Raw genomic sequence first — 571 nt, 5'->3', positions numbered from 1 at the left:
CTAAATTTCACACCAAAAAGAAGTTCCAATTCTTTACTTGTGTTAAATTTACCTTCTAATAGTTTTTTTACAAGATCATTTCTTGTATTATCATCTTTATAAGTTTCTTTGTTTTTACTTTCTGCTTGTATAGGTTTGAAAGTTTCTTTGTCTTCTTTTTGATTGTTTTTATTAGTTAAGAACCTATCTATATCTTCTTGAGTAAGTGGCTTACCAAGTTCATTAAAAAATTGTTTTTCCCTTTGCGCCCTTTCAGCACCCCATATTTTCTCAAATTCATTCATACTTGTAAGAGTTTTTAAAAGATCAACTTTTCGTCTATGAAGTGCGGATAAATCTACGCCTTCTGTAAGATAGTCTGTGCCAAATTTATTAAGTATTTTTATTTCATCCTTGCTTAGTTTATCTTCCATATATCTTTTATATAAAGAGTTTTCTACTTCTTTTACATCAGGAGATCCATTATATCCTTGTTCCTCTTTGGTTTTTTCAGAGAAATTAAATTTTTTTATCACGGAATTAAAATAATCATCATCGTTTTTAAGCACAGATTTTTTATTGTTCGTGTTAT

1 protein-coding gene is annotated in these 571 nt (G+C 28.0%); it reads right to left on the bottom strand.

Annotated features, from left to right (window positions below):
• Positions 1 to 571: hypothetical protein (locus ELQ12_RS09840; RefSeq protein WP_134264759.1), on the bottom strand; the 571-nt coding region annotated here is incomplete at both ends.

The organism is Campylobacter sp. US25a (assembly GCF_004379075.1).
GTDB lineage: Bacteria > Campylobacterota > Campylobacteria > Campylobacterales > Campylobacteraceae > Campylobacter_D > Campylobacter_D jejuni.
This window is presented reverse-complemented; position numbering and strand designations above follow the sequence as displayed.